The organism is Paenibacillus sp. CF384, assembly GCF_900106745.1.
Lineage (GTDB): Bacteria > Bacillota > Bacilli > Paenibacillales > Paenibacillaceae > Paenibacillus_Z.
Window position 1 is genome coordinate 212,980 of record NZ_FNNV01000006.1, and the last position, 22,381, is coordinate 235,360.

The 22,381-nt window shown below is 53.0% G+C and carries 21 protein-coding genes and 1 other annotated feature; of the genes, 1 reads left to right on the forward strand and 20 read right to left on the reverse strand.

Annotated features, from left to right (window positions below; translation table 11 throughout):
* Positions 1-44: 44 nt before the first annotated feature.
* From BLW29_RS12835 to BLW29_RS12845, 3 genes are all read right to left on the reverse strand, one after another.
* Complete coding sequence (locus BLW29_RS12835) at positions 45-2,720, reverse strand: ComEC/Rec2 family competence protein (RefSeq protein WP_177186606.1); 2,676 nt, start codon at positions 2,718-2,720, stop codon at positions 45-47.
* 149 nt (positions 2,721-2,869) lie between these two features.
* The gene (locus BLW29_RS12840) at positions 2,870-3,400 is read right to left on the reverse strand and encodes a deoxycytidylate deaminase (protein ID WP_090980178.1); all 531 of its coding nucleotides are present in this window, start codon (positions 3,398-3,400) and stop codon (positions 2,870-2,872) included.
* 216 nt (positions 3,401-3,616) lie between these two features.
* Complete coding sequence (locus tag BLW29_RS12845) at positions 3,617-4,150, reverse strand: ComEA family DNA-binding protein (RefSeq protein WP_090980016.1); 534 nt, start codon at positions 4,148-4,150, stop codon at positions 3,617-3,619.
* Positions 4,151-4,327: 177 nt separating this feature from the next.
* Between BLW29_RS12845 and comER the strand changes: the two genes are divergently transcribed.
* Positions 4,328-5,167 (forward strand): late competence protein ComER, encoded by an 840-nt coding sequence (gene comER, locus BLW29_RS12850; protein WP_090980017.1) that lies wholly within the window; start codon positions 4,328-4,330, stop codon positions 5,165-5,167.
* 73 nt (positions 5,168-5,240) lie between these two features.
* On the opposite strand, the gene leuS is transcribed toward comER, so the two are convergent.
* The 17 genes from leuS to BLW29_RS12935 all read right to left on the reverse strand — a co-directional run bounded on the left by leuS (position 5,241) and on the right by BLW29_RS12935 (position 22,253).
* Positions 5,241-7,682 (reverse strand): leucine--tRNA ligase, encoded by a 2,442-nt coding sequence (gene leuS, locus BLW29_RS12855; protein ID WP_090980018.1) that lies wholly within the window; start codon positions 7,680-7,682, stop codon positions 5,241-5,243.
* 81 nt (positions 7,683-7,763) lie between these two features.
* Positions 7,764-7,994, reverse strand: a binding site (T-box leader).
* Positions 7,995-8,062: 68 nt separating this feature from the next.
* The gene (locus BLW29_RS12860; RefSeq protein ID WP_090980019.1) at positions 8,063-8,824 is read right to left on the reverse strand and encodes a class I SAM-dependent DNA methyltransferase; all 762 of its coding nucleotides are present in this window, start codon (positions 8,822-8,824) and stop codon (positions 8,063-8,065) included.
* A gap of 2 nt (positions 8,825-8,826) precedes the next feature.
* A complete protein-coding gene (locus tag BLW29_RS12865) occupies positions 8,827-9,753 on the reverse strand; it encodes a CvfB family protein (RefSeq protein WP_090980021.1) in 927 nt (308 codons plus the stop codon).
* Positions 9,750-10,097, reverse strand: a complete 348-nt coding sequence (gene rsfS / locus BLW29_RS12870) for a ribosome silencing factor (RefSeq protein ID WP_090980025.1) — start codon at positions 10,095-10,097, stop codon at positions 9,750-9,752. Before rsfS ends, BLW29_RS12865 begins: the two co-directional genes overlap by 4 nt.
* Positions 10,094-10,669 (reverse strand): bis(5'-nucleosyl)-tetraphosphatase (symmetrical) YqeK, encoded by a 576-nt coding sequence (gene yqeK / locus BLW29_RS12875; RefSeq protein WP_090980027.1) that lies wholly within the window; start codon positions 10,667-10,669, stop codon positions 10,094-10,096. The genes rsfS and yqeK overlap by 4 nt, the downstream gene beginning before the upstream one ends.
* Complete coding sequence (gene nadD / locus BLW29_RS12880; RefSeq protein ID WP_090980180.1) at positions 10,659-11,246, reverse strand: nicotinate-nucleotide adenylyltransferase; 588 nt, start codon at positions 11,244-11,246, stop codon at positions 10,659-10,661. The genes yqeK and nadD overlap by 11 nt, the downstream gene beginning before the upstream one ends.
* A gap of 38 nt (positions 11,247-11,284) precedes the next feature.
* Entirely contained in the window at positions 11,285-11,575 is a 291-nt protein-coding gene (gene yhbY / locus BLW29_RS12885; RefSeq protein WP_090980029.1) for a ribosome assembly RNA-binding protein YhbY, read from the reverse strand.
* Between the two features lie 23 nt (positions 11,576-11,598).
* Positions 11,599-12,462: a shikimate dehydrogenase gene (gene aroE, locus BLW29_RS12890; protein WP_090980031.1), complete on the reverse strand. Its 864-nt coding sequence runs from the start codon at positions 12,460-12,462 to the stop codon at positions 11,599-11,601.
* A 44-nt stretch (positions 12,463-12,506) separates the two neighbouring features.
* On the reverse strand, positions 12,507-13,631 hold the full coding sequence (gene yqeH, locus BLW29_RS12895; protein WP_090980033.1) for a ribosome biogenesis GTPase YqeH: 1,125 nt from the start codon (positions 13,629-13,631) through the stop codon (positions 12,507-12,509).
* The gene (locus tag BLW29_RS12900; RefSeq protein ID WP_305728485.1) at positions 13,628-14,182 is read right to left on the reverse strand and encodes a YqeG family HAD IIIA-type phosphatase; all 555 of its coding nucleotides are present in this window, start codon (positions 14,180-14,182) and stop codon (positions 13,628-13,630) included. Before BLW29_RS12900 ends, yqeH begins: the two co-directional genes overlap by 4 nt.
* 95 nt (positions 14,183-14,277) lie before the next feature.
* Positions 14,278-16,512 (reverse strand): DUF4129 domain-containing transglutaminase family protein, encoded by a 2,235-nt coding sequence (locus BLW29_RS12905; RefSeq protein ID WP_090980035.1) that lies wholly within the window; start codon positions 16,510-16,512, stop codon positions 14,278-14,280.
* Positions 16,512-17,768, reverse strand: coding sequence for a DUF58 domain-containing protein (locus BLW29_RS12910; RefSeq protein WP_090980037.1), 1,257 nt, complete (start codon positions 17,766-17,768; stop codon positions 16,512-16,514). Before BLW29_RS12910 ends, BLW29_RS12905 begins: the two co-directional genes overlap by 1 nt.
* Before the next feature lie 5 nt (positions 17,769-17,773).
* On the reverse strand, positions 17,774-18,730 hold the full coding sequence (locus tag BLW29_RS12915) for an AAA family ATPase (protein WP_090980039.1): 957 nt from the start codon (positions 18,728-18,730) through the stop codon (positions 17,774-17,776).
* Positions 18,731-18,914: 184 nt separating this feature from the next.
* The gene (spoVAE, locus tag BLW29_RS12920; protein WP_090980041.1) at positions 18,915-19,265 is read right to left on the reverse strand and encodes a stage V sporulation protein AE; all 351 of its coding nucleotides are present in this window, start codon (positions 19,263-19,265) and stop codon (positions 18,915-18,917) included.
* 26 nt (positions 19,266-19,291) lie between these two features.
* Positions 19,292-20,308, reverse strand: a complete 1,017-nt coding sequence (gene spoVAD, locus BLW29_RS12925; RefSeq protein ID WP_090980044.1) for a stage V sporulation protein AD — start codon at positions 20,306-20,308, stop codon at positions 19,292-19,294.
* Entirely contained in the window at positions 20,295-20,762 is a 468-nt protein-coding gene (gene spoVAC, locus BLW29_RS12930; protein WP_090980046.1) for a stage V sporulation protein AC, read from the reverse strand. Before spoVAC ends, spoVAD begins: the two co-directional genes overlap by 14 nt.
* A 381-nt stretch (positions 20,763-21,143) precedes the next feature.
* Positions 21,144-22,253, reverse strand: a complete 1,110-nt coding sequence (locus tag BLW29_RS12935) for a LacI family DNA-binding transcriptional regulator (protein WP_090980048.1) — start codon at positions 22,251-22,253, stop codon at positions 21,144-21,146.
* Between the last annotated feature and the right edge of the window lie 128 nt (positions 22,254-22,381).

Below are 22,381 nucleotides of genomic sequence, written 5' to 3' on the forward strand. Positions count from 1 at the left end.
AATACAAAATAAACGCGTTTCCCCGGTGCCTCGCAGCTTGTCTGCTAGGAGTCGGGGATTTTTTCTCTTCGGGTGATTATTTGATCCGGGCTGATTCGAAATTGGATTTCGCCATTTCGATCCGTGCGGCGCGTTGGAATATTTGCATTCGCCAGCCGATCCATCACGACTTGAGCCGGATGACCGTAGGTATTGGTTCTCCCGACGGAGACGACTGCCCACTTCGGCCTCCAATAGTTCAGCCACGGCTCGGAGGTCGAGGTTTTACTGCCATGGTGGGAGATTTTCATGACGTCTATGAAAGGGTTAAGCGGCGGCGGTAGGCGGAAGCCGTCCATGACTGGCGATTCAACATCATAGGATTGAAGCTGCTTCAAGAGAAGCCCCTCTTCTCGCGCATCTGCATCTCCCGTAAATAGAAACCTGCGATCGTACAATTCGAGGAGTAAAGCTGCGCTCTGCCCGTTCTGCTCGTCTTCCTCCGTAATGGCTTCGTCGGCGTCTGACGCCAAACCGAGCACATGGATTGTCGTGCTGGTGTCGACCCGCCATTCCAAACCGCTCGTACTCTTATAGAGCGGAATATCCGCATCCACTGCTGCCCGCAGCAGCGTTACCGCATCCTCGGAAGCTTTCAATGTGCCGTTCCACATCATCGCCTTTACTTTGATATCGCTTATCACCGCCTGCAGGCCTTTAATATGGTCGCTGTCGAGATGGGAGAGGACGAGTAAATCCAGCTGGTGCACGCCTCGTTTCTGCAGCAGCGGCACGAGAAGCTTGCGGCCAACCTCATAGGGATCCCTTCGTTTCCGCCAGTCCTCTTTATTGCCGAATTGAACGGCTCCTCCCCCATCAATCAGAATATGTTTTCCACTCGCAGTACGAATCAATATCGCATCGCCTTGCCCGACATCGATATAATCCACATACGCATGGCGCTCCCTGAAATCAGGGAAATAGGCCCAGAATAGAAGCAAACTTAAGCCTGTGGCCGTGAGAGACAGCAGCACGACACTTCTGCGTTGAGAACGCGGTGATTCCAATGCCGACATATCTATGAACGGGATTGCTTGCCGTTCTGCCAGCTTTTCCGAATCCGATCCTGGATTAGGAGAAGAGCTTGCTTCCGAATCTGGCTGTCGGCGCCGCTTCAACCCGCCAAGCAATACAAAGCAGATCCATAACATGGCGTAGTAACCTACCACCCACCCGAGCGGCGGGGTTGCCCAAATCATCCGCAAGCTGTTCCAGCTGCTCAAGCGGTCAACAAATGCAAACGTCCATTCGTTGCCAATGGCAGTCACCTGCGCCAGCAGCGAACCGGCCGGATGCCATAAAGCGCCTAGCAGCATCGAAGCGCCGCCAAGCGGCATGACGATGAAGCTAATGAAAGGAACAAGCACTAAGTTCGCGCCGATCGAGAGCAGATGTACCGCGTTGAAATAGTAGATGGTAACCGGCAGCGAAACGAGCTGTGCGACCACAGTGACCGTGAGCAAATCCAGCAGGGAGCGCGCCCACCAGCGCTTCCCGGCAGGCAAGCAGCCGCGCACAGGCGGCACGCCGAGAATGAGACCCGCCGTTACGAGAAACGACAGCTGAAAGCCGACGTTTCCGAGCATGTACGGGTCGAATGCTAGCATGAGCAGCGCGGCGGCGGCCAGGAGGTGCAGCCCGTCGCCGAGCTTATGCAGGCGGGCTGCACCTAGGCCGAGCACGGCCATAATGCCGGAGCGTACGACCGACGGCGAGGCTCCGGCGAGGAGCACGTACAGCGGCACCGCCGTCATGAGCAGCAGCAGCATGCGCTCACGGGTCATTCGCGCCAAGCGCAGCAGGCCGCCGAGCATGTAGAGGAACACGGCGACGTGCAGGCCGGATATGGCCAGGATGTGCGTGAGTCCCAGCTGCGCAAACCGGCGGTATACGGTGGGATCGAGATCGTCGCTTATGCCGAGGACGAGGCCTTTCATGTAACCGGACTGGAGGTCCGGATACAGCTTGTCCATTTGCGCCCCAAGCGCGGCGCGCACGTCATCGACATAACGGAGCAGCGCAGCGGCCGACAAGCGTGGTCCGGCGCTTATCTGCACCGAGGCGGCTCCAGCCACACTGAACTGCCAGTGAATGCGCTGGCTGTTCAAATAGCGACGATAATCGAAGCCGCCGAAATTCGTGGCAGCCATAGGCGCGGACAGCTCACCGACAGCCGACATCTGCTGCCCTCTCTTCCACGAAGCTGCCTCAACAAGCTCTGCCTCAGCCGCTAATCGTACTTGCACCTGCATTCCTTCACCGCTGAGCTGTACGGGACTTTTGACCTCACCGCCCTGCACAACCTCAACCTCAGCCACAGCAACGCGGAAGCGAACCTGATCACCGTCAATCTCCACCGCTGAACTAATAATCCCTCTGATCTCCGCCCCGAACATGGCGGAGCCCACAGGAATAGCCTCATAAGCAGCAGCCTGAAGTTCTGGCAGCGCAGTGACATTCCGTGAATCCACCCACATCCGCTCTCCTGCAGCAGCCACGTAAGCTGCCAAACATGCTGCGGCAAGCGGCCATGATGCACGTTTCAGCAGCCCCAGCGCGAGCATGGCAGCAAGCAGCGCGGCAGCGGTCAAATAAACGCCGCTGTCCTTTAATCCCGCGGCAGCACTTGAGCCTAGCACCCAACACACCGTAAACCAGATGAGCGGTCTTCGCGCCATCATCGCCCATCCCCCCATTTTCCAACATGCAAACAACAAAAAACCTCCGCCCATACCCGCGAAAGCAGCCGATTTAGATGATCCATCGAGGACCACCGCACAGCTCTCTTCCTTAGGCACAGTCGGAGGTTCTTCCCCACTTGTGCTGTTGATTAACCGATTACATGCATACCTGCCTGAGCCGGCGGCTCATAAGCAGCAAGATTGCGAAACACAATCCCTTTCAAACTCATAAGCGATACTACCTTATCGCTGTCCTTGACATATGCACGATGATACACAATCTCGCGCACGCCGCTGTTAGCGAGCATATTCGCACAAGTCCAGCAAGGCTGATCCGTCACATAGACGGTCGAACGCTCACGGTCAATCCGATCCGTGAATAGAAGCAAGTTCTGCTCGGCGTGAATCGTTCGGATGCAGCGCTGCTTCTTCACCATCTGCTCGACCTCACCGACTTGCGTCATCTCAAACTCCTCAACGATCATACAGCCATCCTCTGAACAGTCTGCAACTCCCATAGGCGCGCCGTTATAGGCCGTACCAAGCAGCTTCTTTCCCTGTACCAACACCGTACCGACATGTCGGCGCGGACAACGCGAGCGGGTAGAAACCATATACGCAATATCCATAAAATAAGTATCCCAGTCTTTTCTGGCGCTGTCTTGAACCTCTTCTGCCATTTCTGTAACTCTTCCTCCTTGTGCATCCATGCGATCTGCATTCGCAAGCTGCACGCTGATTCCTATCATGCAAAATATCATCTATGCCTCTCATACATTCCGGCGGCACAAGTACGGGCTTGGGAACGTATGATCATTAATAAGCGAATCCTTACTGCCTTCTTCGTACGTCAATAATAGCAATAGCTTCCCGATATTTCTCTTATTGTCGCATAATCAGGGATGGAGAACAATGGAAGATTTCATTTTTTCAAGCAGCTTCGGGCCTATGCCTTTCACGCGCAGCAGGTCATCCATGCTGGCATACAATCCGTTTTTCTCGCGGTCCTCAATAATCGATCTGGCCTTGGAGGCACCGATGCCAGGAATCGCATCCAGCTCGCCTTCCGTCGCGTGGTTGATATCAATCTTCCCGCCGGTCGTCTCGGATGAACGCACCTCTTCCTCCTTACCCGCAACGGCTGGTTTTGCATCAGCAGATCCCGCTTCCGGCACTGTCTCCGGATTACTCGAGTGATCTGATTGTGCAGCTGTCACCTCAGGTGCAGACTTCACACCTTGCTTGTCGGCTATTCGTTTCTCGAGCGGCTTTAAGGCCGAATCCACCTCATCATTTACCGAAACCCAGCCCGGCGGCTCCTCAGCCTTTGGATGAATAATAGCTGTTACAGCCAATAGGATTGCGGCGAGAATCAACGCGAGGATCAGCAGCTTTTGCCCATCCAATCGGCCTGATTTAATATGCAGCATACCAATACTCCCTCCCCGATTTAGAAAACTTTGTAATTTTTAACGTTATTGCTGGTCATGATGGCCTTGCTTTCCGGCATAACGTAGTAAGAGCACCACAACGACTTTATTGAGCCATTTACCCATTACTGTGTTAAAGCTGCGCTGATCGCCTTATAGCGCATAGGAGGGATTGCGATGAATGTCGGATTTATCGGGATTGGAAGCATGGGCAGCTTGCTCATCGATACGTTTATCGGATCGGGAGCTTTGAAGCCGTCGCAAATAACAGCCAGCAACCGCACTCTAGCAAAAGCAATCTGCTTAGCTGACCGCCATCCCGGTCTTCAGGCTGTCCCTTCGAACCGCGACGCCGTCATCGATCAGGATCTGATTTTCCTTTGTATCAAACCTATGGAGTTCAAGAAGGTCATCGATCAAATTCGCGATGTCATCCTGCCGCAGCAGATTGTCATCTCGATCACAAGCCCGGTTATGATTGAGCAGTTGGAAGAGTCGCTTCCTTGTAAAATAGCGAAAGTCATTCCGAGCATCACAAACTATATGTGCAGCGGTGTATCCTTGTGTATGTTCGGCGACCGGATGACCGATGCCGATAAGAATCGATTAAATCATCTGCTCTCTTATATCAGTGAGCCAATGCCGGTCAGCGAGCAGCATACGCGCATCGTATCGGATTTATCCAGCTGCGGCCCAGCCATCATGTCGTACCTCCTTCAGCGCTTCATCGACGCAGCGGTAGAGGAAACCAACATCCCGCGTGAAGAGGCGCGTATTGTGGCCAGCGAAATGCTCTTAGGTACCGGCCAACTCTTGACGGCAGGCGGTATGTCTCCGGAGGAACTGCAAAGGCGTGTATCCGTGCCAGGCGGAATTACCGCACAAGCGCTGGCACTGCTCAATCGCGAGATGGACGGCGTATTCAATCGCCTCATTCGAGCGACACACGCCAAATACAACGAAGATTTAGAGCGCGTGAAAGTGTCTTTATACGGCAAAGAGGTGAACGGCCCTTAACGCATGCTTTGCGTTAAGAGGTCGCTCACCTCTTTCTTTATTATTGGTGGATTCGGGTAGAACCCACGCCTTATTAGCCTACTACGATATTAACCAGCTTGCCTTTAACGACGATTAGCTTACGAACGGTCTTCCCGGCGATTGCTTCCGCAACCTTCTCGGACTCCTTCGCGATGCGCTCCATCTCTGCTTCTTCTGTATCCGCAGCAATAGAAATACGCTCTACGATCTTGCCGTTCACTTGCACGACGATTTCGACTTCTTGGTCAACCGTCAATGCTTCGTCGAAAGTCGGCCATGCCGCATATGTCAAGGCATCCGTACGTCCCAGCTTCGACCACAGCTCTTCCGCGATATGCGGCGCCAGTGGCGACAGCATTTGCACGAAGCTCTCCATCGCTTCACGAGGCAAGGATTCCGCTTTGTACGCATCATTGACGAAGATCATCAACTGGCTGATCGCCGTATTGAAGCGAAGGTTCTCGTAATCATCAGTGATCTTCTTCACGGTACGGTGCCAAGTACGTTTGAACGCCTCGGTAACTTCACCGCTGCCGCCGATTTTCTCAGCAAGCTCGCCGCTGTCCGTTACGAACAAACGCCATACACGAGCCAAGAAGCGGTACATACCTTCTACGCCGTTCGTGTTCCATGGCTTCGTCGCTTCAAGCGGCCCCATGAACATTTCGTACATACGCAAGGTGTCAGCGCCGTACACGTTTACGATATCGTCCGGATTGATGACGTTGCCGCGTGATTTACTCATCTTCTCGTTGTTGGTGCCCAAGATCATCCCTTGGTTGACGAGCTTGTGGAATGGTTCTTTGGTATCGACTACGCCGATATCGTAGAGCACTTTATGCCAGAAGCGTGCATACAGCAAGTGAAGCACGGCATGCTCGGCACCGCCGATATACAGATCGACAGGAAGCCATTCGGCTTGCTTCTCTTTGGAGCACAGCTCCTTATCGTTATGCGGATCGATAAAGCGCAGGTAGTACCAGCAGCTGCCGGCCCATTGCGGCATCGTGTTCGTCTCGCGGCGCGCGCGCAAACCCGTTTCCGGATCGATGGTTTCTACCCACTCCGTCACATTCGCAAGCGGTGATTCGCCAGTACCTGATGGCTTGATTGCTTCAACATCAGGAAGCAGCAGCGGCAATTGATCATCCGGTACCGGCTTCATTGTGCCGTCTTCCAAATGCAGAATCGGAATCGGCTCGCCCCAGTAGCGCTGACGGCTGAACAGCCAATCGCGCAGACGGTACGTTATTTTGCCTTGACCTTTGCCTTCCGCCTCCAGCCATTCGATAGCGCGTGCGATCGCCGCTTCATTGCTGAGACCGTCCAAGAATCCGGAGTTCACATGCGGACCGTCGCCTGCGAATGCTTCAGCCAACACGTCGCCGCCTTGAACAACTTCAACAATCGCCAGATCGAACTGCTTAGCGAATTCCCAGTCGCGTTGGTCATGTCCCGGAACAGCCATAATGGCACCTGTGCCATAACCGGCAAGGACATAATCGGCAATCCAGATCGGAACAAGCGCACCGTTCACCGGATTGACTGCATAAGCACCCGTGAATACGCCACTCTTATCTTTATTCAGATCCGTACGTTCAAGATCGCTCTTGCGTGCGGCTGTCTCTTGATAATCCTTCACAGCAGCTTGCTGCGCAGAAGTTGTAATAACTTCTACCAGCTCATGCTCCGGTGCAAGTACGCAGTAGGAAGCTCCGAATAGCGTATCCGGACGCGTCGTAAATACGACAAGGGACGCATCATGTCCGTCGATCGCAAACGTAACCTCAGCACCTTTGGATTTACCGATCCAGTTGCGCTGCATGTCTTTAATGCTCTCGGTCCAATCCAGCTCTTCCAGATCTTCAAGCAAACGCTCTGCGTATTCCGTAATGCGCAGCACCCATTGGCGCATCGGCTTACGAATAACCGGATGGTTGCCGCGCTCGCTCAAGCCGTTGATAACTTCTTCATTGGCCAGAACCGTTCCAAGCGCCGGACACCAGTTAACAGGCACTTCAGCTACATAGGCCAGCCCTTTATTAAACAGCTGGATAAAGATCCATTGCGTCCACTTATAGTAGTCCGGATCTGTTGTGCTGAACTCGCGGTCCCAATCGTACGAGAAACCAAGCGATTTAATTTGACGGCGGAAATTGTTGATGTTCTTGACCGTAATCTCACGCGGGTGCTCGCCTGTATCCAGTGCATGCTGCTCCGCTGGTAAGCCGAATGCATCCCAGCCCATCGGGTGAAGCACGTTGTAGCCGCGCATTCTCTTATATCGCGAGACGATATCTGTTGCGGTGTAGCCTTCCGGATGGCCGACATGAAGTCCCGCTCCGGATGGATAAGGGAACATATCCAGCGCGTAGAATTTCGGTTTCCCGGCATCCTCAGTCGTCTTAAACGACTTGTTCTCATCCCAATGTTTCTGCCATTTCGGTTCAATGACTAACGGGTTATACCCCTGCTCTTGACGTTCCTGTGTCATACGAATTGCCTCCCTATTCTCTCTTCCATGCCGATCCAGTCTTTCCCAGAAAACAAAAAAACTCCCGTCCCTAGCGACAACGCTAGGGACGAGAGATTATTCTCCCGTGGTACCACCCTAGTTAGCAGACGACATGCTTTGTCGCTGCTCACTCTTTGCCCTTAACGCAGGCGAAACGGCACGTTTACCACTGCAATCGTGTTCACGCGCGGCTCCAAGGCGAGTTCACTTCACGTTGGTCCGGCTTGCACCTACCGCCGGCTCTCTGATCCAAACGCTGCTAAAGCTACTGCTCCTCTTCAACACCTAAATAGATAGTTCGATTATAATGAAGCGAATCCTGTCATGTCAAGGCATAGAACGCCCGGAATCTGTCATATTCACTTGATTGCCGCGAAAAACAGCCGTTCTGATTCCGAATCGGCCGCATTCATCGTGAAATCCGCAAATTGATCTACACGGCTGAAGCCGGCCATTAGCAGTGATTCCCGAATCCACTCCGCATCATACGCCCGCTGGACGTGTATCTCCTCGATCCGAGAATAACGGTTGTCTCGCGAGCCGCTCTCCTGCGCAAATATCGTAAGCCGATGCTCGATTTCTACCCGCTCTTCATCAAGCTCGCACGTCCAGATGTAAGCCACATCCGGTTCATCGAGTACAAACGGCTGCTCCGCAGCATACCTGGCTAATGTCTTCGGCGCATGAACATCAAAGAGGAACAAACCGCCTGGCTTCAAACCCTCATAGGTGGCTTGGAACGCAGCTTGAACCTCATCTTCTTCCGTCAGGTAGTTGATACAATCGCAGAATGAGATGACGGAGTCGACTTGTTCGCCAATCTCCCATTCGGTCATATCCTGCTGAAGCCAAGTAATCGTACCGCCGCTGCGTGAAGGTTCATCCCCCCACTTGCTTTGCCCAATAGTCAGCATATCCGAAGAAAGATCAATCGCGAAAACTTGGTGGCCGCTTCGTGCCAGCGGTATCGCAATGCTGCCTGTTCCGCATCCCAGTTCAACGACGGTCTTCGGCGTTCCGTACCTCGTCCAGCAATCCTCTGCAAACTTCAACCACTGCGGATACGGCATCTCTTCCATCAGCCTGTCATATACAGAGGCGAAGTGCCGATAAGCTTCCATCTCTATTCTCCTGCGTCTGCCGCAGCAGACGACTTCGCCGTATCGGCAGCTTGCTCGGTCAGCTTCGTCCAGCTTCCCTCTTGGACGACGAGTCCTTCACGCATCAGCTTACCGATCGCTCGCTTGAATGCGCCTTTGCTGATGCCGAATTTATCCTTGATGATCTCGGCTTGCGTTTCATCCGAATAAGGCATTGCGCCGTTGGGACGCTCCTTCAAGAAGGTAAGAATCCGTTCCGAGTCTTCAACCCGGCCCACTTCCTTACGCTGATTCATGGATAGATTCACACGTCCGTCCTCACGCACGAAAGTGACGCGCGCTTTCACACGCTCACCGAGTCGAAGCAGACGAGTCCGCTCATCCGCAGGGATAAAGCCGTAAGCGCCAAAACCGATCACGCCGCCGTCAATCATCACGAACGAGCCGATCTTAAGCGTCTTCGTTACCCAGCCTTCAACCCAAGTGTTATGCCAAGCTTGCGGCGCATGGAAGGCCAGCTCCGAGAGTTCTTCCTCGAAGGCTACCTTAGCGACCAGACGGCCGATTTTGTCATGGGCAAGAATGACGTGAACCTCGTCGCCGCGTTTCGGACGAAGCTCCTTAAGTTCAGGCTGCTCTGACAACGGCAGCAGAAGCTGACGGCCAAGGCCCATCTCGAGAAACGCGCCGATGCGAGGATGAATATCCGCTACGGCCAGTCTCGCCACGGTGCCGAGCTGGATGAGAGGCGTCTTCATCGTTGCGGCGATGCGATCCTCCGAATCAAAGAACAGAAATACATCGTAGAATTGTCCGATTTGCGGACGATGTCCGACAAGCTCGGTATAGTGCATGAGCACCTCCGATTCGCCATCAGTCATGAAATAACCGTAAGGCGAAACTTCTCGTGCCAGTTTAAGCTTCATCGTAGTACCGGCTATTAAGCTCATGCGAATTCCACGACCTTCGCGTCAGACCATAGACGTTCGATATTGTAATATTCGCGCTCTTCGCGGTGGAATATATGGACGACAACATCGCCGATGTCTACCAATATCCATCTTCCCGTATCCTGGCCTTCAATCCCGCGAACACGTACGCCGCGCGACTCTGCCTGTTTGCGGATTTCCGTTGTAATGGCCTGCACCTGCACGTCTGAATTCCCGTGACAGATAACAAAATAGTCCGCTACAAGCGAGATATTCTTCAAATCAAGCGCAATTACATTTTGCGCTTTCTTATCATCGGCTGCCTTAACTACAAGCTTGAGCAGCTCGTCGGAATGAACCGTCATAGCCCCGCCTCCCGTATCGTTAGTAGTAAATCATTGCGTGCTGCAAATGTAAGCGGATATATACGTTTACCCTGCTGCAGCAAATACGTAATCGTTGAATCAAAGCCCGCGACCAGCGCACGTTCCACGCTATGCTCTGCTAATTCCCGAATGGCTTGCACGGCGGGAAAATCGCGCCCGGGCTCCATATAATCAGCCAAACAGACGACCTTATCCAGCAAAGTCATCCCCTCCCGTCCGGAGGTATGATAACGAATCGCATCTAGAATTTCAAGGTCTGTGACACCATAATCGCGTTCGGCGACGAACGCTCCTACAGGCGCATGCCACAGTTCTTTATCAAACGCCAGTAAATCAGCGGGAAGTCCTTCTTCCCGAATGATCGCTTCCATGCGGGAGGTGGCCCAATATTTGGCGACATCATGCAGAATAGCTGCCTGCTCTGCCTTTACGGGATCGGCGCCGAACCGCTCTGCAAGTATAACGGATGTCTCCATTACGCCAACGGTGTGTTTCCATCTCCGCTCCGGCATCTCGGCTTGTACCCTGGCAATCATCTCATCACGATTCATAGAGCTCGTTCTTTCTGATGAACGAATATACCTTCTCCGGAACAAGGAAACGAATCGACCGCCCCTGCGCGCGGCGATTACGAATATCCGTCGATGAGATACCGATCTGCGGCATCTCAATCATAGTCAGCCTCTCCTGCAAATAGGCGGGAAGTTCGTCTATCTTCAGCTCTTCACCGGCTCTGCGTACGCCGATAAAGCGAACCATCGCTGCCAATTCAGCGATTTGATGCCACTGCGGCAAGTCATTGACGCGGTCCGAGCCGATGATAATGCTGAACTCTCTGCCGGGATAAAGGTCCATGAGCGCTTTGACGGTATCAATCGTGTAACTGGTGCCTTCGCGCTCCAGCTCCACGTCCATCCCGCGGAAATGGGGTTGGAAGTCAATGGCACGGTACACCATTTCCAGCCTAGTTTGGCCATCAGCAAGAGGCCCGTTTTCTTTGAGCGGCGGATGACCGGCAGGAATAAACCATACCTCGTCCAGTCCGCAAGCTTCTCGTGCCGATTCGGCAGCAAGCAAATGGCCATAATGAATGGGGTCGAACGTTCCTCCCATAAATCCCACTTTAATCAACGACATGACTCCTCTCGCCTTAGCCGAACCTACCCTTAAGGAAGCTCGATTGTTTTGTTATCTTTCGATTCTTTGTACAATACGATTGTTTTGCCGATGACTTGTACAAGCTCGGAGCCGGATTCTTCCGCAATCCATTGGCCTACTTCTTTGGGGTCATCCATGCAATTGTTCAGTACGGAGACTTTAATTAATTCACGAACCTCGATCGCTTCTTCGATATGGCGAACGAGATGATCGTTTGTGCCGCCTTTGCCTACTTGAAAAATCGGCTGTAAATGATGCGCAAGCGAGCGCAAATGACGTTTTTGTTTACCTGTTAGCATGTGTGATTCCTTCTCTCGTCAAATTAGCTTTTGGCCATCAGCGCATCCAGCACCGTCTCCCGCATCGCGGCAACCGGTGCCGGACAGCCCGTCCAATATTCAAAGGCGTACGCGCCTTGATAAATAAACATCCCGAGCCCGCCGTGTATGCGGCAGCCTCGTTCCTGTGCTTCCGCGAGAAATCTCGTCGTCAGCGGGTTATAAATCAAATCGCTCGCAACCGTATCCGGTTTCAGCCAAGCACTGTCGATCGGTGTAGCTTCCACGTTCGGATACATGCCAAGCGAAGTTGTATTAATGACGATATCATGAAGACCGCACGCTTCCTGCAATTCATCCTGCCCGATGGCGCGTATCGAAGGCACCATTGCACGGAATGCATTTGCTAGCTCTTCGGCACGAGCGACCGTACGGTTAGAGATCGTGATGGAGCCGACTCCTTCACGGGCCAGTGCATACAGAATGCCTCGTGTAGCGCCGCCTGCACCGATAATGAGCACATTCGCGCCGGTAAGATCCGACTTCGCCTCTTCTTTAAGCGACCGAACGTAACCAAGACCGTCGGTATTGTAGCCTGTCAGATGACCGCCCGTATTCACGATTGTGTTCACGGCGCCAATCGCCTGCGCGCTCTCGTCGATTTCATCGAGCAGCGGCATAATATCGAGCTTATGCGGAATCGTCACGTTAACGCCGCGAATCCCCATCGCACGTACGCCTGCTACGAAGTCGCCAAGTCGGTCGGCGGTAATATGAAAAGCGGTGTAAATGCCATTGATTCCGGTCTCACGAAATGCCCTGTTCATCATGATCGGCGATTTGGAATGCCGAATCGGATCCCCGATCACACTGTAGAGCACGGTATGGCTGTCCACTGCATTGCCCATCCTTCTGTCCACTCTCCCCATGCAAGATGAATCGGCCTATTCGATTAGATCAGCGCATCACGCTGCAGCACTCGAATCCCCTTCGGTGCGAATACATCAACCAATGCGCCGCTGCTGCCATTGATATGAATCCAGCCCAGTCCGGAAATGAACACATCCGTATCTGTGCCGCGTTTGATCGTCAACCGATGACGCGTCCAAGCCGGCATTTCCGCTAATTGCTCCTTGCTAGGAGGCGCGAGCATTTCGCCTTTATGCGTTTCGTACAGCTCATCTGCACGCTCAAGCTTCGTCCGGTGCACCTGCAGCGCATTCGAGACATAGAGGGAGAAGGATTGACGATCCCCTTCTATGAAATCAAACCTCGCCAATGCGCCGACAAACAGCGTTTGTCCCGCATTCAGCTGGTAAACAAGCTGCTTGATAGGTTTATCCGGCAGCAAGGAACCAAGCACCTCGCGCGGCACGATCTCTGTCATGCGGTGCGTATATACGATACCAGGTGTATCAATGATTTCATTCCCATCATCCAGCGGGATATGAACCGCATCAAGCGTTGTGCCCGGGTAACGGGAAGTTGTCAGCTCTCGCTCCAAATCGCTGTAGTCGCGAATCAGTCTATTGATTAGCGTCGATTTGCCTACGTTGGTAGCGCCGACAACATACACATCCCGCTTCCCGCGATGTGTTCCGATGGCTTCGATAACGCGGTCAAAGCCGATATTGCGCTTCGCGGAGCAAAGCACGACATCGACGACCTTCAAGCCTTGCGCTTTCGTTTGCTTCTGTACCCAGTTAAGAATACGGTTCGGGTTGATGCTCTTCGGCAATAGGTCGATCTTGTTCACGACCAGCAATACGGGGTTATTGCCAACGAATCGCTGCAAGCCGGAGATCAAGCTGCCTTCAAAGTCAAACAAATCGACAATATGTACGACCAGGCTTTGCGTATTCGCGATTCCGCTCAGCAGCCGCAGAAAGTCGTCTTGATCCACAGCGATTGACGCTGCTTCATTATAGTTCTTGATGCGGAAGCATCTTTGGCAGATGGCCGGATCCTTAGCAAGCGCCGCTTGCGGGATATACCCCAGCTTGTCCGATGATTCAGTTTGCAGCTTAACGCCGCAGCCGGCGCAAGCCAGTTTGTCTTCTTGATGGTAAGTAGTCATGATTTCTTAAGTTCCTCCTCGGGCCATAGCCCTTTCTTCCGCAGACGGGACAGGGCAATGCGTTCCAGAAACCGATTGAAACGGGTCATGATTCCTTCATCATTTGGTGCGATTGGACGGACGAGGATCGTAAACAATCCCATTCTTCTTCCGCCAAGCACATCCGTCATCATTTGATCACCAATTACGACCGTTTGCTCCGCTGACAAACCAAGCTCGTTAAGCGCGCGAGTAAACGCCCTCCCTGCCGGTTTCCGGGCAGCATGAACGAACGGGATGTTCAGCGGTTCCGCGAACTTCCCAACCCGTGTCTGATTATTGTTGGATACGATGACAACCTTGAAGCCAAGGTTATCGCGCACATCGTCGAGCCATTGGACAAGCTCCGGCGTAGCCAGCGGTTCTCTTGCTCCGACGAGTGTGTTATCGAGGTCTGTGATGATGCCTCTCTTTCCTTGCTCTTTCAAGGTATGCAAATTGATATCATAAATGGTATTGACGCGCATGTGCGGCAACAGCCGTTCAAACATAGTTTCGACTCCCCTGCTTATCGCTATCACGCAAACTATACCATAATTAGTGAATTTGTTGCAAAAAAGCCGCTAAAGAGGCGTAAACTCCCCTCTTTAGCGACTTGTAAGCTCTTTTATCCCAAATGCTCACGAATATGTTTCATCGTCAACGACAAACGATCCGCTTCTTCTCTCGTCATCGTTTTATTGCTGTACATCGCTTGCTCGAATGCCACTTGAACCTCTCGGAATTGCGTCTGCAGCGAGGAGAGTCTGCCCGACCAGCGCGACATCGTTTCCCGGACCGTCTCATATTCGTTGTAGTCGAGTCCCTTCTTGCGGCAATGCTTGATTAGACGGTTCGTATCTCTTACAATGCGCTCATTAATCGTGGCAGAACCGCCGCGATATCGCTTGAATTGCCCTAGCAATGGACGGAAGCCGAGCACGCCAATCAACAGCACGAGCACAGAGGCAGCAGTCCAGAACATCCAAGCTTTCACTTCGAAGCCATTATCTTCTGCAGGCTGTGCTTCGTTGTCCAACTCCGGAACCGGAACTGGCGCAAGCTCGGGTTCAGCAGCGTCCTGCGGTACCGCATAAGGGAATGCGAATCCGGAAGTCGCTTCGAAAGGCAGCCAGCCATACCCGTTAAAATAAATTTCAACCCAAGAATGCGCATCCGCGTTTCGCACCGTGTACGTACCCGCATCGCTCTCTTCCGGTTCGATGCCTGTCATCCCTTGGAGACGCTGCATGTCCGGATCAACAGGTTTGGAGCCCGGAGAATACCCCTTCACCCATCTGGCAGGAATGCCAAGCGTGCGTGACATCACGGCAAGCGAAGTGGAGAAGTAATCGCAGTAGCCCTCGCGCACTTCAAATAGGAAGGAATCGACGAAATCCTCGCTCACGCGCTTCGACAAGTCCGGTGTATTGGTATAAGCGTAGGTGGCCTGCAAGTAGGAGACCAATAAGTTCACTTTATCGTAAGGCGTTGTCACGGTAGACGTTATATTCTGAGCCAACTGTTTGACGCGAAGCGGCAACGTATCAGGCAGCTGCAAGTACATCGGATCGATGTCCTCGCTTAGACTTGCAGGTGCTCCGGTTTCCATTGCAGCCACATCAAGAATTGGAATCTTCGATTGAATAATATAACTCTCCGGATAGTTGGCCGAGCTGGTCTTCGGTAACCGCATCTCCCAGGAATCAGACATCCAATTCAGTTTAGGCAGTGATGTATTCTTCCCATTAACCGCAATTACGGATGAGATCGGACCTGCTCCGAATAGGACCGGATACTTATCCTTCTTCAGCATCGTGACCGTCTGATCGACAACTTCTGTATTCGTTGTTTCGGCAATGCCGCTTGGTTGCAGCTCCTGCTTGCTTTCGATGGAGCCGAGCGCCTTCTCTTTCTTCTCCTGAGGCGCCTCCGACCAGCCCTTCCCGCTATATAGCGCCTTGGTTTCGCCTCGCCAGTAGCTGCGTTTGGTGGTGGTGACGGTCATGACCGGCGTATAGTCGAATTCAAATCCGTTGCCGAGTTCATTATCATCACGACTGTAGCCGGATTTCCCGTCTGCATTGTTCTTGGTGGCAGGAACAATAATCGCCTTGTCGCCGACCAAATTCGGTATGGACTCGCCGCGCGCTTCTTTCCACGCCGTATAGGGATCTGTCAAGATCGGCTTCACAGCCGGCACAAACAATCCGGCTCCCATAACGAGCGTAATAATAAGCAGCATCGGCAGAAACAAACTGAGCGGATATTCAAGCAGCTGCGCCCAATTCTCCGGATGACGTTCCTTGAATCTAGAGAAGTGGCTCGCAACCAGCCAGCCAAGACCGATGAACACAAGCCATGCGATCTCATCCCATAAGTGAATCGGTGTAAACAGGGAATCTGCCGCTGCCAGCGAAAGAATCGCAAGCCCCACTACGATCATCATATAAGCTCGTTTATGACGCAGAAGCACGATCGCATGGAAGACTGCCCATACGCCAAGACTGATCCAGATAAACGGAGTCAGCTGGTCGTACTGGAGCTTGAACCAATCCAGCCACTGCGCGGCGGACCGTTTATCTCCTTCGAAGGCTACCCACATGTACCCGGAGTAAGCTGCATTAAGACCAACCAGCGAAATCAGCTGTACGGTGCCGGAAAGCAGCTTGGAAGGAATGAGCAGATTAGCGGCAACTGCGGCGAACAGAATGCCATTGACGATCGTATAGGTCTCCGACCACCAGTAGTCGCCCAGACATCGAATCCATTGATAGACAATTAGTGCGGAGAATATAGCCGAAAGTTTACGATAAACGTCTGCGGAAAACCATTTGATTGCCGCACGATTGAAGGTTTTCATTACAGCTGACCTCCTTCAAGCGCATCTGGCAGCTCTTGCAGCGAACTGATCATATGCACAGCGAAGCCGCTCCTACGCAGCAGCTTGATCCATTCGTTGCCGCGGATATCACCGGCGATGGTTCTTCCGGCAGCAGCCTTGGACTGCAAATGAATGAGAACTGGCACGACGCCGGTTCGATTCAGCCATTCCATGGCACGAATGGTTTCTTCGCCAACCTGCGGACTGACAATGACTACAAAGGAGCCCGCCGCTGTAAGCGTCCCGGACTGCCGGATTGCGCGATATAGAGGCTGTTCCCCGTCCGCTTTCACGCGGACCAGATGGTTCATCATCAGCTCGCGTTGCTCAGCCGACGCTTTGGGCGTATACCCGTCACTCTTCGCTCCGACGGAGATCAGCCCGACGGCCGTTGCTCTGCGAAGACCGAATTCCAGCAGCGAGGCAGCAGCCGACACAGCCAGCTCGAATTGGTCCTTGTTCTCATAGGAGCCGGCATAACGGTCCAACATGACGACGGTTCGCGGAAGGGATTCACGCTCGAATTCCTTCGATTTCCATTGCCCCGTCTTAGCCGTGGCGTTCCAATGAATCCTAGAGAGCCGATCGCCATAAATATACTCGCGGACACCATTGATCTGTGTCGTTTCTTTCGCTGATAGACGGGAGGCTGAGGTCGAATAAGGCCCTTTCGAGCCGCGTTTCATCTGCTTCCACTGCCGAATCTCGACGATACGGGGATATACCGTGAACGGCTCGGACGATTCGAAAGAACCCTTATGCTCGAATAACCCGAATATATCCCGCGTGGAGCATTCTGTTGAATCGAACCGGTACACGCCGCGTTCAAGCGGCGGTGTTACATATTGAACGACGCCGTTTCTGCGATAGTTCGGCACGAAGGAAGCTTCAATCGGGATCACGGTTCCGCTTATACTCTTCAAACGGTCTCGTACGAGTACATAAGGGATGGGCCAGACGCCTGGAATTTGCATGGTCAAACTGACTTCAAGCCGGGTTCCGGCAGACAACGACTGCTCACTGATCGAGTTCGTACCGTTGCTCAGCCTCCGAACACCGGTCACGGACGCAATGCCGCTCCATCTGCCAAAGACCAGATAAATCAGCAGGACATTGAAGATACAGAACAACATGAAAGACGTCTTACCGCCTTGAAACAGTAAAAATAAGAGCGAAATCACATAAACAAGGCCGATAAAACGCCACCTGAACATTGTCGCTTTAGCCGTAAGCATAAGCGTCAGCGCTCCATTCGGACAGGGACATTCGTGTCGCGGATGACGGACTGGATCACGTCCTCAGGCTTCAAACCGTTCATTCTGGATTCCGTATGCATAATAATCCGGTGAGCAAGTACCGAAGAAGCTAGCAGTTTCACATCATCGGGTATGACATAATCACGTTCTTGCAGATAGGCATTCGCTCGTGCTGCCGCTGTCAGAGAAATCGCGGCACGCGGACTCGCCCCAAGCTGTACGCCGCTGTGAGTGCGCGTTGCGCGGACGATTCGAACGATATAATCGGCAACCGCTTCATCGAGATGCACGCGTTTGACCGCTTCCATCATAACGGCGATTTGCTCGACATCTACGACAGGCTCCAGCTTATCCGCCGGCGAAGAAGCATTAGGAGAAATAATCATCTGTCTCTCCGTCACGGCATCCGGATAGCCCAGGGTAAGCTTCATCATAAACCGGTCAAGCTGTGCCTCCGGGAGCGTATACGTGCCATCGAATTCAATCGGGTTCTGCGTGGCAATCATCGTGAACGGTACCGGCAATTCATGAGATTCGCCATCTACCGTAACATGGTGCTCTTCCATCGCTTCCAGCAGCGCCGATTGCGTCTTGGTGGTGGCACGGTTTATCTCATCTACGAGCAGCAAATTCGTCATTACCGGGCCGGGCCGGAACATGAAAGTTTCATTCTTGGGATGATAGATTGCAACGCCGGTTATATCCGTAGGAAGCAGATCGGGATTACATTGAATCCGTCGGAATTGACCGCCTATCGTACGGGAGAGTGCCTTGACAAGCTGTGTCTTTCCTGTCCCCGGGACATCCTCGATAAGAACATGACCGCCGGCAAGCAGCGCTGTAAGCAGTCTCTCGATTTCGACATCTTTACCCAATATACAACTGCCTAAATTACGGCGAATTTCCTTACATAAACGATACTCAGCTGTACGATTGTCCATGACAATTCCTCCCGGATGATGATAGTTGGATATGAGTGTGGTGATTCTATTATTTTACAAAAAATACAACAACTCGTATAGCAACATATCCGCCAAAAAAAATTGGAGAATCCCACAGGGACCCTCCAATTCAGTAAAACTGTCTATATTTTCCGCTCATTCACAAGGTGTTGTTCCGCTTAGGTTACCCTTTAGGCCGAACCGCCAGCGCTGCCAAAAATGAGAAAATGATCGCGGCGGAAATCCCTGCGCTCGTGATGCTGAATATGCCGGTAATGATCCCGATCCAGCCATCGGTCTGATACTCGGTTACCGCGCCGTGCACAAGCGCGTTGCCGAAGCTCGTTATAGGCACGGTTGCTCCCGCGCCGGCGAATTTGACCAGCGGCTCGTACAAGCCGACCCCGTCCACCACGGCACCTGCAACAACGAGCGTTGCCATCGTATGCGCAGGTGTCAGCTTCGCGATGTCAAACATCAGCTGGCCGATGACGCAAATGGCTCCGCCTACGATAAAAGCCCATAAATAGATCATGTAAGCTCTGCTCCTTTCTTTTGCTATTAGTTGTGCATCGGACTTTCAATCGCCACGGCATGAGCAATACAAGGGATCGATTCGCCTTGTTGGAACGACAGCGGCGAGAGCAATGCGCCGGTTGCGCAGACTAGAATCCGTTTCAATTCCCCCTGCTTCAAACGCTTGAGCAAATGACCGTAGGTCACTACCGCCGAGCAGCCGCAGCCGCTTCCGCCGGCCTGCACCTTTTGGTTCTGCACATCGTAGACCATCAAGCCGCAATCGCCAAAAACAGTATCTTCCATCGGGACGCCGTCCCGCTTCAGCAGATCCTTGGCGATGCCATGTCCGACCGTCGCCAGATCCCCGGTCACGATCAAGTCATAATCCTTCGGCTGTCTGCCTGTATCGTTGAAATGGGCCTGCAGCGTGTCGACTGCAGCCGGAGCCATGGCCGCCCCCATGTTAAACGGATCCGTAATACCCAGATCTACGATGCGTCCGATGGTCGCGCATTCCACGATCGGACCGTCGCCTGACGGGGCAACAACGACCGCCCCTGCCCCGGTTACGGTATATTGCGCCGTAGGCGGTTTCTGGGAGCCGTATTCCGTCGGATAACGGAATTGTTTCTCCGCCGTGCAGTTATGGCTGCAAGTACCTGCGAGCACGTATTCGCCCGAGCCGGAATTGACGATTAGCGATGCTATGGCAAGCGATTCCATCGACGTTGAGCAAGCGCCGAATACACCGAGATATGGAGCGCCGATGGTTCTGGCCGCGAAGCTGTTGCTGATAATTTGGTTCATCAGATCGCCGCCGACGTAGAATTGCAGCTGCTGCTTGTTCACTTTGGCATATTTCAGCGCCATTTCGGACGCTTGCTCAAGTAAGAGGCGCTCCGCCTTCTCCCAGCTCTTCTGCTGCATATCGAGCTCGGGATGGACCAGATCGAAATCTGCTGCCAGCGGACCTTCTCCTTCGTCCGGACCGACGACCGTAGCAGCGCCGATTATGACCGGACGTTGATCAAACCACCATGTTTGTTTACCGCGTAGCATGGAAACTCCCCTCGATTCCGAACACTAAATAGACGACTCCGACAACAAATGCAGCAACGACGCCAAATACGATGACAGAGCCGGCCAGCTTGAACATGTTGGCGCCCACGCCGAGCACCAGTCCTTCGCTGCGGTGCTCGAGCGCCGCGGAGCACATCGAGTTCGCAAAGCCTGTAACGGGCACCGCCGTGCCTGCTCCTGCCCACTGCGCAATCTTGTCGTATACGCCAAGACAGGTCAGAATGACAGAAATCAATATGAGCACGGCTACCGTCGGATTGCTGGCATCTTGTTTGGACATATGGAGTCCATATATGAACGCTTCCGTTATGGCTTGTCCGAGTACACAGATGAAGCCGCCTACTATGAAGGCTCGAACGCAATTCGCCAGTACGGAACGTGCCGGCTCGCGTTTTTTGGCGTAGGCCTGGTATTCTTTGGGTGACATAGACATTTTTTTGTATTTGCCTTGTCCTGCGCTTTTCGTTGCGATGATGGTTGCCTCCTTGGGTTCGTCTTTCTGGAGTATGTGTTAAATTGCCGTCTATTATGCCGAATTTGGAAGGGGAGACAAGTAATCCGTCCCATGCAAATAAACCTTCGGTATGGCAACCAAAGGTTTACACAGCAATGTCCGGAAGTGAAGCTTACAGAAACGCGATAAACAACAAAACGACCAGCAGCACGAACAGCACAAGCGCAAGCAGCATCGAGACTCTACGGGCATGTTGCTCCATTTGCATGTGGGGAGGCTCCTCTCCGCCTGAAACGGCTTCTGCGCTATCTTATGCGGGCTATTGCGGATACGAGATTTGTCCAGCCGTGAATAAATCGATCAGCCTGAATTACGCACGACCAGTCTGGCCGAAAGGATGATTTTCTCCTGCTGCGCCTCGGACAGAGCAAGCTTACGTGCAAATTGCTCCACGGCTCGTATTCCCAGCCACTCCTTCGCCAGATCCACTGTCGTCAGCGGAATAACCGCATCCATCCCCGGAGCCGTATTATCAATCCCGATAACCCTCACTTTCGTCATGACACCTTTCTGATGCAGCAGCTGAAGCAGGTATAGCGCGATATCATCGTTGGCACAAATGTATCCATCCGGCAGTTCGTCAGGCTGATAAGGTCCGTCCTTTGCAACCGCCGTCACGTCGTCATACATCGCATCTAATCGCCGAATAAGCGCGGTTTGCCATGAACTCCACTGCGCGCTTCCATAGGGAACGGTCCATTTCTTCAATTGAGCGACTGTCTTCTCTCGTTCTCCACCTCGTCGTCCTTCTCTTGATTCATCCATTGCCAGCTTGCATCCCCACCAACGCTCTCGGAAGCTTACGGCAAAGCTGTCACGACCGACAAAAACGATGGATTTGCAGCCTTGCGTGAGCAGATGATGGCAGGCCATTCGGCCCGCATCCGCATTCGCATTGAGCACAGCATCTGCTCCGATCAATGGCTCCTCGTGATCAGCCAGCACAATAGGAAGTCCAAGACGCTTCAGCTTGAGCAGCGTGTCCAGCGGGCATTTGCCGGCAATAATGAACCCTGACACCGTGCTGGCTGCCGCATGCTCAGACTCCCGTTCCGGCTCCAGCCAATCTTGGGCAGTCCGATTACCCGCCATTCCGAACGTAAAAAACTTCGGCGTCAGCCCATGCATCCGGCAGCCTGCCGCCAGCCCTTCTCTGACGCGCTGCCAGAAATGCGGCTCCTTCGCATGATGTTCATCTAAACCGATATGAACGATTCGTGCCCCGCGTACTTCATCTGCCGGCCCGGGTGGTACCGGACGCATCTTGTACCCCAGTGCGCCGGCCAGAGCTGTTACTTCCCTGCGGGTCGCCTCACTGACACCGGGTTTGCCTGCGAGTGCTTGGGAAACGGTATATTTGGACACACCTAACCGGTCGGCTAATTGCTGCATCGATATTTTCTGTGCCACGGCTGCTTCTCCCTTCAAATTCGCAATAATTCCGATTGACTTTTCTTTAGTTTACCTCTAAAGTTGGCCCCGAATAAAGAGTGGTTCAACCTAACAAACCTAACAATATGTGAACAAAGACGAACCCA

Excerpts from the sequence above, each read along its gene's own strand:
- BLW29_RS12835 (WP_177186606.1), bottom strand. The coding sequence starts at position 2,720 with ATGATGGCGCGAAGACCGCTCATCTGGTTTACGGTGTGTTGGGTGCTA.
- BLW29_RS12840 (WP_090980178.1), bottom strand. The coding sequence starts at position 3,400 with ATGGCAGAAGAGGTTCAAGACAGCGCCAGAAAAGACTGGGATACTTAT.
- BLW29_RS12845 (WP_090980016.1), bottom strand. The coding sequence starts at position 4,150 with ATGCTGCATATTAAATCAGGCCGATTGGATGGGCAAAAGCTGCTGATC.
- comER (WP_090980017.1), top strand. The coding sequence starts at position 4,328 with ATGAATGTCGGATTTATCGGGATTGGAAGCATGGGCAGCTTGCTCATC.
- leuS (WP_090980018.1), bottom strand. The coding sequence starts at position 7,682 with ATGACACAGGAACGTCAAGAGCAGGGGTATAACCCGTTAGTCATTGAA.
- BLW29_RS12860 (WP_090980019.1), bottom strand. The coding sequence starts at position 8,824 with ATGGAAGCTTATCGGCACTTCGCCTCTGTATATGACAGGCTGATGGAA.
- BLW29_RS12865 (WP_090980021.1), bottom strand. The coding sequence starts at position 9,753 with ATGAGCTTAATAGCCGGTACTACGATGAAGCTTAAACTGGCACGAGAA.
- rsfS (WP_090980025.1), bottom strand. The coding sequence starts at position 10,097 with ATGACGGTTCATTCCGACGAGCTGCTCAAGCTTGTAGTTAAGGCAGCC.
- yqeK (WP_090980027.1), bottom strand. The coding sequence starts at position 10,669 with ATGAATCGTGATGAGATGATTGCCAGGGTACAAGCCGAGATGCCGGAG.
- yhbY (WP_090980029.1), bottom strand. The coding sequence starts at position 11,575 with ATGCTAACAGGTAAACAAAAACGTCATTTGCGCTCGCTTGCGCATCAT.
- aroE (WP_090980031.1), bottom strand. The coding sequence starts at position 12,462 with ATGGGCAATGCAGTGGACAGCCATACCGTGCTCTACAGTGTGATCGGG.
- yqeH (WP_090980033.1), bottom strand. The coding sequence starts at position 13,631 with ATGACTACTTACCATCAAGAAGACAAACTGGCTTGCGCCGGCTGCGGC.
- BLW29_RS12905 (WP_090980035.1), bottom strand. The coding sequence starts at position 16,512 with ATGAAAACCTTCAATCGTGCGGCAATCAAATGGTTTTCCGCAGACGTT.
- BLW29_RS12910 (WP_090980037.1), bottom strand. The coding sequence starts at position 17,768 with ATGCTTACGGCTAAAGCGACAATGTTCAGGTGGCGTTTTATCGGCCTT.
- BLW29_RS12915 (WP_090980039.1), bottom strand. The coding sequence starts at position 18,730 with ATGGACAATCGTACAGCTGAGTATCGTTTATGTAAGGAAATTCGCCGT.
- spoVAE (WP_090980041.1), bottom strand. The coding sequence starts at position 19,265 with ATGATCTATTTATGGGCTTTTATCGTAGGCGGAGCCATTTGCGTCATC.
- spoVAD (WP_090980044.1), bottom strand. The coding sequence starts at position 20,308 with ATGCTACGCGGTAAACAAACATGGTGGTTTGATCAACGTCCGGTCATA.
- spoVAC (WP_090980046.1), bottom strand. The coding sequence starts at position 20,762 with ATGTCTATGTCACCCAAAGAATACCAGGCCTACGCCAAAAAACGCGAG.